The 7,435-nt window shown below is 44.8% G+C and carries 9 protein-coding genes; 5 read left to right on the top strand and 4 right to left on the bottom strand.

The annotated features are described in order from the left end of the window. From hisB to hisIE, 5 genes are all read left to right on the top strand, one after another. A partial coding sequence (gene hisB / locus CAG69_RS20665) for a bifunctional histidinol-phosphatase/imidazoleglycerol-phosphate dehydratase HisB (protein ID WP_161445997.1) occupies positions 1-968 on the top strand: 968 nt, incomplete at its 5' end. Between the two features lie 26 nt (positions 969-994). Continuing rightward, on the top strand, positions 995-1,609 hold the full coding sequence (gene hisH, locus CAG69_RS20660) for an imidazole glycerol phosphate synthase subunit HisH (RefSeq protein WP_145474247.1): 615 nt from the start codon (positions 995-997) through the stop codon (positions 1,607-1,609). 12 nt (positions 1,610-1,621) lie between these two features. Continuing rightward, entirely contained in the window at positions 1,622-2,359 is a 738-nt protein-coding gene (gene hisA / locus CAG69_RS20655; protein ID WP_161445995.1) for a 1-(5-phosphoribosyl)-5-[(5-phosphoribosylamino)methylideneamino]imidazole-4-carboxamide isomerase, read from the top strand. Next, a complete protein-coding gene (gene hisF / locus CAG69_RS20650) occupies positions 2,341-3,114 on the top strand; it encodes an imidazole glycerol phosphate synthase subunit HisF (protein WP_004749837.1) in 774 nt (257 codons plus the stop codon). Before hisA ends, hisF begins: the two co-directional genes overlap by 19 nt. Further along, positions 3,111-3,746 carry a bifunctional phosphoribosyl-AMP cyclohydrolase/phosphoribosyl-ATP diphosphatase HisIE gene (hisIE, locus tag CAG69_RS20645; RefSeq protein WP_161445993.1) on the top strand — a complete coding sequence of 212 codons (636 nt, stop codon included), beginning with the start codon at positions 3,111-3,113 and terminating at the stop codon, positions 3,744-3,746. The genes hisF and hisIE overlap by 4 nt, the downstream gene beginning before the upstream one ends. Positions 3,747-4,025: 279 nt before the next feature. Here hisIE and CAG69_RS20640 read toward each other — a convergent pair whose 3' ends face one another. The 4 genes from CAG69_RS20640 to CAG69_RS20625 form a co-directional block, all read right to left on the bottom strand. Further along, positions 4,026-4,541: a YchJ family protein gene (locus CAG69_RS20640; protein WP_161445991.1), complete on the bottom strand. Its 516-nt coding sequence runs from the start codon at positions 4,539-4,541 to the stop codon at positions 4,026-4,028. Between the two features lie 80 nt (positions 4,542-4,621). Beyond that, positions 4,622-5,836, bottom strand: coding sequence for an EAL and HDOD domain-containing protein (locus tag CAG69_RS20635; RefSeq protein ID WP_161445989.1), 1,215 nt, complete (start codon positions 5,834-5,836; stop codon positions 4,622-4,624). A gap of 98 nt (positions 5,837-5,934) precedes the next feature. After that, positions 5,935-6,672: a UDP-2,3-diacylglucosamine diphosphatase gene (gene lpxH, locus CAG69_RS20630; RefSeq protein WP_006743038.1), complete on the bottom strand. Its 738-nt coding sequence runs from the start codon at positions 6,670-6,672 to the stop codon at positions 5,935-5,937. Between the two features lie 60 nt (positions 6,673-6,732). Then, positions 6,733-7,227, bottom strand: coding sequence for a peptidylprolyl isomerase (locus CAG69_RS20625; RefSeq protein ID WP_005390900.1), 495 nt, complete (start codon positions 7,225-7,227; stop codon positions 6,733-6,735). Between the last annotated feature and the right edge of the window lie 208 nt (positions 7,228-7,435).

Genomic DNA, 7,435 nt, shown 5'->3' with positions numbered 1-7,435 from the left:
CATTTGTTATCCCAAGCCTGTTGTCGTTGCAGGATGCTGGATACCGTCTAGTGATGGTCACTAACCAAGATGGTTTGGGTACTGACAGCTACCCACAAGCTGATTTTGATGCACCGCACAATATGATGATGGAGATCTTCGAGTCTCAAGGTGTGAAGTTCGATGACGTGTTGATTTGTCCTCACTTTGAAGAAGATAACTGCTCTTGCCGTAAGCCTAAGCTAGGCATGGTGAAAGAGTACCTTCAAGGTGGCAAAGTTGATTTCCAAAACTCTGTTGTGATTGGCGATCGTCAAACCGATCTTCAACTTGCAGAAAACATGGCAATTCGTGGTATTCAATACAACCCAGAAACCATGGGTTGGAAACAGATCCTGAAAGATCTGACGGTGAAAGCTCGTGTTGCTGAAGTTATTCGTACCACGAAAGAAACGGACATCAAAGTTGCGGTTAATCTTGATGAGCAAGGCGGTAACGATATCTCAACGGGTCTTGGTTTCTTCGACCACATGTTGGATCAAATTGCGACGCACGGTGGATTCCAGATGGTGTGCAAAGTAGATGGTGATCTACACATTGATGATCACCACACGGTCGAAGATACCGCTCTTGCGTTGGGTCAAGCATTGAAAGAAGCACTGGGTGACAAACGTGGTATTGGTCGCTTTGGCTTTAGCCTGCCAATGGATGAGTGCTTGGCACAATGTGCACTAGATCTATCTGGTCGTCCTTACCTTAAGTTCGACGCGCAGTTTAGTCGTGAGCAAGTGGGGGACCTTTCAACAGAGATGGTGGTTCACTTCTTCCGTTCTTTAACTGACACACTAGCGTGTACACTGCACCTTTCTTCTGCGGGCAACAATGATCACCACATCATTGAGAGCCTATTTAAAGCGTTTGGTCGTACTCTGCGCCAAGCAATCAAAGTAGAAGGCACTGAGCTACCGAGTAGTAAAGGCGTACTTTAAGGCTAACCTTAGCAAGGAGAAAAACAGTGACAGAACAGAAAGTTGTCATTATCGATACGGGCTGTGCCAACGTCTCTTCGGTGAAATTTGCTATTGAACGCCTAGGTTATGACGTAACGATTTCAAAAGATCCACAAGTTGTATTGGCGGCTGACAAGCTCTTTCTACCGGGCGTGGGAACTGCCAGTGAAGCGATGAAGAACCTAGAAGAGCGCGATCTTATCAGCTTGGTGAAACAGGTAGAGAAGCCGCTACTAGGTATCTGTTTAGGCATGCAATTGTTGGGCAAAGTGTCTCAAGAAAAAGGCCAGAAAGCAGACGAGTTAGTTGAGTGTCTTGGACTTTGTGATGGCGAAGTGAAGCTGCTACAAACTGGCGATTTGCCGCTGCCGCATATGGGTTGGAATACAGTGTCTGCAAAAGCAGGTAATCCACTTTTCAAAGGTATTGAAGAAGGAGAGTATTTCTACTTCGTGCACAGCTTTGCGATGCCAGTTGGGGATTACACGATTGCGGAATGTGAGTACGGCAACCCGTTCACAGCAGCAGTACAAAGCAGCAACTACTACGGTGTGCAGTTCCACCCTGAGCGTTCTTCAAAAGCGGGCGCGAAGCTTATTCAAAACTTCTTAGAATTATAAAAGGGATTTAGTGTGATTATTCCAGCTCTTGATTTAATTGAAGGACAGGTGGTTCGCCTTTATCAAGGTGATTACGGCCAAGTAACCGAGTACAAAGTCGACCCAGCAGAGCAGTTTAATTTGTACCACCAAGCAGGTGCTAACTGGCTACACTTAGTGGATTTAACTGGCGCGAAAGACACGACAGCACGCCAGCTTGATTTGATTGCAAAGCTACTGGCAAGCACACCAGCAAAGATCCAAATTGGTGGCGGTGTACGTACAGAGCAAGACGTGATTGATCTGCTAGAAGCTGGTGCTCAGCGTGTTGTTGTTGGTTCTACAGCAGTAAAACAACCAGAGCTTGTGAAAGGTTGGATGGAAAAATACGGCGCAGAGAAAATCGTTCTCGCGCTAGATATCAATATCGACCAAGACGGCACACGTAAAGTGGCGATCTCTGGTTGGCAAGAAGATTCAGGCGTTACCATCGAATCGCTTATCAACGATTACTTAACGGTAGGTCTACAGCACGTGCTTTGTACGGACATTTCTCGTGACGGTACGCTAGAAGGCTCAAACGTTGAGCTTTACGTCGACTTATGTAAACAGTACCCACAAGTGCAGTTCCAATCTTCAGGCGGCATTGGCTCATTAGCGGATATCGAAGCACTAAAAGGCAGCGGTGTTGCTGGTGTGATTGTTGGTCGTGCATTGTTAGATGGTAAGTTCACAGCAGAGGAGGCGTTTGCATGTTGGCAAAGCGAATAATTCCATGTCTTGATGTTCGTGATGGACAAGTGGTGAAGGGCGTTCAGTTCCGCAACCACGAAATCATTGGCGACATCGTTCCTCTGGCGCAGCGTTATGCTGAAGAAGGCGCTGACGAGCTTGTGTTCTACGATATTACCGCTTCAAGTGATGGGCGTGTCGTTGATAAAAGTTGGGTCGCTCGCGTTGCAGAAGTGATTGATATTCCTTTCTGTGTGGCTGGTGGCATTAAATCAGCAGAGGACGCGGCGCGCATTCTTGAGTTTGGTGCAGATAAGGTATCTATTAACTCTCCTGCCTTGGCGAACCCTCAGTTGATTACTGACCTTGCTGATAAGTTTGGTGTGCAATGTATCGTCGTTGGTATCGATTCATACTACGACAAAGAGACGGGCAAGTATCAGGTTTACCAGTTTACTGGTGATGAAGAACGCACCAAAGCGACCCAATGGGAAACACGTGATTGGGTGCAAGAAGTACAAAAACGCGGCGCTGGTGAAATCGTACTGAACATGATGAACCAAGACGGTGTGCGTAACGGCTACGACATCGAACAACTGAATATGGTGCGCGAAGTATGTAATGTACCGCTGATTGCATCGGGTGGCGCGGGTGCTATGGAGCACTTTGCGGAAGCATACCAAAAAGCCAATGTGGATGGCGCGCTTGCCGCATCGGTATTCCACAAACAAGTCATCAACATTGGTGAATTAAAGCAGTATTTGAAACAACAAGGCATTGAGGTACGACTATGAGTGTAAAAGCCGCCGAAGTAAGTTCGCTAGCTGAGCGAATCAACTGGGAAAAGGTGGATGGTCTGGTACCTGCCATCGTACAAGACTTCCAATCAAGCCAAGTGCTGATGATGGGTTACATGAACCAAGATGCGTTGGCAAAAACGGGCGAAACAGGTCAAGTGACGTTTTTCTCTCGTACCAAGCAACGTCTTTGGACGAAAGGTGAGACCTCTGGCAACGTATTGCAATTGGTGAACATTCAGCTCGATTGCGACAACGATACGCTACTGGTGAAAGTGAATCCCATTGGTCCTACGTGTCACTTGGGTAACACAACTTGCTGGGATGTGGACCCTCAAGAGGAGTCACAAATGGTGTGGCTTCATCAACTTGAGCAGCTACTGGCTGCCCGCAAGAGTGCCGATCCAGATTCCTCTTATACTGCCAGTCTTTATGCCCGTGGCACCAAGCGTATTTCGCAAAAAGTGGGCGAAGAAGGCGTTGAAGTCGCGCTTGCGGCGACGTCGGGCGATAAGGAGGAGTTAGTGTGTGAATCAGCAGACTTGATTTATCACTTGCTGGTATTGCTTCAAGACCAAGGCTTATCGATGAATGACGTAGTGAACAAACTGAAAGAGCGTCATAAGTAATCTTGCTATAGATAAATGAAAGCCCCTATGCTCTCGAGCCTAGGGGCTTTTTTTAATGTAGTGTCCTTGATTCGGTGAAAAACCGGCAACAATGCTAGTGGCGATTAGATTCTGAATCACACTCGTCCCTCGCTGCCCAGAATGACGGTATATTTTCTTTTGGTGCTTGCAGTAGAGTTATTTACTTCAAACAGGTACATATATTCACGTCACTCCAACGAGCCTAGGCGGGATCAGGAATCTAATTAAAGCGAGCTCAATAAGCTAAGCGTGGATGCTTTACCCACAACACTTCTTAAATTTCTTACCGCTTCCGCAGATACACGGGTCGTTGCGACCTACTTTTAGGCTACTCACTGGCTGGTTTAAGCGTGGATCTTGTACAGGTTCATCTTCTGGCTCTTCTTCTGGAAATGTGCCGTCAATGTAGTACCAAAGCCCACTTTCTTTTACAAAGCGGGAACGCTCTGTCATACAGTAGCGTTTGCCGTCTTCATCAAAATAAGCGCTAAACTCTACAAAGCCTTCATTGTCATTACTGCCAGCTTCTGTTTTTACAACTTCAAGTTTGCACCAATCGCTGTCGATAGATTGGGCAATGCCTTCACGTTGCTCTTCTGCATTACAGATTGGATGATAAGTGTTGACCACGTAATCGACTAGACCTAACACATGCGCACTGTAACGAGAGCGCATTAACTGCTCTGGAGTGATGACGTCAGCATGGTTATTGTGGGCGATTTCACAACACTGTGAGTAGGTGCGGTTAGATCCGCAAGGGCAAGAAGAAGCCATAAAATGAAATCTCGATTAATTAAGCGGTAAAAACAAACAACCTCACAATTGCGAGGCTGGAGGTGAGGCATTATAGCGATTTAGGGCGTTTGAGACAGCAGTTCTTGAGCCCATTCCGTCGATTGATTAAAAGCGTCTGCTAATTGAGGTTCGGTTAATTTAAGAACGGTGCAATATCGCTCGGCTAACTCCCAGTCCGCTTGTTCATAGGCGATCGTCATCGAAAGTAAGTGACCAAGTACGCCTTTTCGACTGGTTAATGCGAGTTTTATATCTTCGTCAACGGGGATATCTTCAATGACATCCGAGAGCGGTTGATCAAGCAAAGATCCGAGTAAAGAAAACATGCCTGTCAAAAAAGCCTGCCCAAGGTCATACCTAGTGTTCATTTGACTAAGTAACAGTTCACACATTCTTGCACGCTGAATCGCCAAGGAGTAAAGAGAATCTGGTTTATCTTCTTGAACGGACGCAATGGCAACTAAGGAAATAAAGCGTCGTAGTCGCTCTTCACCCAGATAAATAAGCGCTTGTCTGAACGACTTAATCTTGGTCGTTAATGTATAGCCTGAATTAACGTAAGTAAGCAGCTTGTATGACAGCGTCACATCAATCGAAAACAGACGTTCAACCTCATTGAAGTCGATGGGCTTATCAGCAATCTCTTTACAAAGTTGGATGACTGTAAGAAACGCGGGGTTCAACCGTTTTTTCTGGATCATCTCAGGCTTGCTGAAAAAATATCCTTGAAAATAGTTAAAGCCGGCTTCTAAAGTTTGCTCAAACTCTTCGTAGGTCTCTACTTTTTCCGCAAGAAAGTCGATTTTAAATGGGCTTAATGCCTGAATAAAAATAGCGGCTTTCTTGATCGGTACGAGGCGAATGTCAAACTTGATCATGGAAACATATGGAAGAAAACGTTTCCAAGCCTTCGTCGGTACAAAATCATCTAAAGCAATTTTGTATCCGCATTCATGAAGGTGCTTGATGGCTTCTAGCAGCTCCTCTGTCGGTTCACAATCTTCAAGGACTTCAATGACGAGAGACTCTTTGGGAAACAGAGTTGGGACCAGATTCACCAAGCTTTGATGCGGAAAGTTAACAAAGCCAAGTTTGTTCCCTAATGTGTTGTAATGTGTCGACAAAAAATGATCGGATAGCAGTCGACTAGTAGCCAGCTCTGGTTCTACTTCAGGGAAGGTATTTTTAGGACCGTCTCGAAAGAGAAGTTCGTAACCTATGGTTCGTTTTTCTCTATCCAGAATCGGTTGGCGAGCTACGTAAGAATACTTCAATTAGGTACTTCGTTCTGTTTAACTTAGTATTATGATAATAGCGATTTTTTACAAAATATCTACGACTTGAGCGTGAATCTTCTACACGCTCTACATGCTTAACGCAAATTCTGTATGAATGGTCTCGTTTGTAGGTCAAAGCCATCAGAATTTACTTGTAAAACTGAGCCTTGCGTATACCAATCCCCTAAAACTATCCGGGTCTTTTTAACGCCATCGACGTCAAAAAAATGTGTATTCGGGCGATGAGTGTGACCATGAATCATTAAGTTGACGCAATTCTGAGACATCACTTTCTCGACTTCATTTTGATTGACGTCCATGATATCTAAAGGCTTGCTCATTTTATCATCACGAATATCGGATTGAACTTTTGAGACAATTTTCTTCTTAATAAACCACGGAATGTGATTAAACAGCCATTGCAACCAAGGTTGATGAACAGTCTTACGGAATTTTTGATAATCAATGTCGTCAGTACACAGGGTGTCACCGTGGAGAATAACTGCTTTCGTACCATAAAGGTCTATGAGGCTAACTTCATCCAATAATGTAATGCCTGTCTCTTTACAGAAGCGTTTTCCCAATAGGAAGTCGCGATTGCCCTGAATGAAATAAACAGGAACGCCAGTCTTTGTTAGTTGCTGGAACTCTGTACGGATTTGATTGGCAAAAGGAGTTTTGTCATCGTCTCCAACCCAAAACTCGAACAGATCGCCTAATACATAAAGTGCATCGGCTTTCGTTGCTTCTGTTCGCATGAACGTCACAAAACATTCCGTAATATCCGGACGCGATGGGGTGAGGTGAAGATCGGAAATAAATAATGTTGTCATAGAAATAAGGGGAAGCGATGCCTCCCCATTAACTTATCTCTTAGAAATAATTCTTACGAATTACTCTTCAATTGTTGTACCAGTGATTACTACGTCCTCTAGAGGTACGTCTTGGTGCATGCCGTAAGAACCAGTGCTAACGCCTTTGATCTTATTTACGATGTCCATGCCTTCTACAACTTCACCGAATACACAGTAACCCCAACCATCTAGGCTTTCGCTACGGAAATCTAGGAATGTGTTGTTGTTTACGTTGATAAAGAATTGAGAGCTTGCTGAATGCGGTTCCATAGTACGCGCCATAGCAAGTGTACCCACTTTGTTGCTTAGGCCGTTGTTTGCTTCGTTCTTGATAGGTGCACGTGATGCTTTTTCACGTAGACCAGGTTCCATGCCACCACCTTGGATCATGAAACCGTCAATAACACGGTGGAAAAGAGTGTTGTCGTAAAAGCCATCGCGGCAGTACTGAAGGAAGTTTGCGCTAGTCTCTGGCGCTTTCTCTTCGTTTAGTTGAATCTTGATGTCACCAAAATTAGTGTGAAGGGTGATCATGCTACTTTCCTTTACTGTGTTGTGTTGAGCCCGAGATTCTAGCCTAAGTTCTAGTGCATTAAAAACTCAGGAAGAGGAAATTCTTCGTTTTGTGCTTGAAGTTTAGCCGATTATCGTTTTATCGGTTAATTGCTATTACCTAACCAGGTCGGAGTTGATATACTCGACTTTCTTTTATTCATTCACAATCATAGATAGAGATCATGTT

It is taken from the genome of Vibrio sp. V43_P6S15P86 (assembly GCF_009904725.1).
Lineage (GTDB): Bacteria > Pseudomonadota > Gammaproteobacteria > Enterobacterales > Vibrionaceae > Vibrio > Vibrio diabolicus.
The sequence above is the reverse complement of the archived record's forward strand: the minus strand, read 5'-3'. Positions and strand labels throughout refer to the sequence as shown.